The 697-nt window shown below is 59.1% G+C and carries 1 protein-coding gene and 1 pseudogene; both read right to left on the bottom strand.

Translation table 11 applies throughout. From position 1 onward, the window contains the following. A pseudogene (locus tag NKF26_RS23925) lies at positions 1 to 185 on the bottom strand (ABC transporter ATP-binding protein); the annotation flags it as partial. Further along, the coding region (locus NKF26_RS23920) for an oligopeptide/dipeptide ABC transporter ATP-binding protein (RefSeq protein ID WP_369682191.1) at positions 182 to 697 on the bottom strand (516 nt) is incomplete at its 5' end. The gene NKF26_RS23920 and the pseudogene NKF26_RS23925, both read right to left, overlap by 4 nt.

The raw sequence follows: 697 nt of genomic DNA, 5'->3' as shown, positions 1-697 counted from the left end.
GTCGTCTTTCCACACCCGGATTCGCCGACGAGCGAGATTACGTCGTTTTCCATGATGTCCAACGAGACACCGTCTACCGCCCGCACCGTTTGCGGTTCACTGTCGAAATCGAGCGGTCCCGATTCCTTCTCGAAGTGTACTTCCACGTTCTCCAACGATAGGAGTGGTTCCTCGTTTGTGCTCATTGATTCTCACCTCTTTTCTCCGTCGTACTCTCGGCTGGATTTGCTTGTAGTAATTCTTCGTAGTTCAATTCGATCTCCTCCTGAGCCTCTTGCCAGTGGTAGCACGCCACCGCATGCTCCGGCGTCGGATGGTCGAACGGCGGGTCGGTCTGCACGCACTCGTCGGTCGCGAGCGGACAGCGCGGGTGATACGCACACCCCTTCGGCACGTTGATCGGGGCCGGACTTTGGCCCTCGATGGGGCGCATTTCCTCAAGTGGTGCGTTCAGACTCGGCGTGGAGTTTAGCAATGCTCGCGTGTACGGGTGCGCGGCATCGTTCACGATCTCCTCGGAAGGGCCGACCTCCGCCAAATCGAAGGCGTACATCACGGCGAGGCGGTCGGCCAACGCCGCGACGAGCGGCAGGTCGTGGGTGATGAACACCATCGTCAGGTCGTACTTCTCCTGCAGTTCTTTGAGCAGAATCAGGATCGATTGCTGCATCAGCAGGTCCAGCGCCGCCGTCGGTTC

The sequence above is a fragment of the Haladaptatus sp. AB618 genome (genome assembly GCF_024136965.1).
In the GTDB taxonomy this organism is placed as follows: Archaea; Halobacteriota; Halobacteria; order Halobacteriales; family Haladaptataceae; genus Haladaptatus.
Note: the sequence above shows the minus strand (reverse complement) of the source record. Positions and strands in the feature narration are given on the sequence as shown.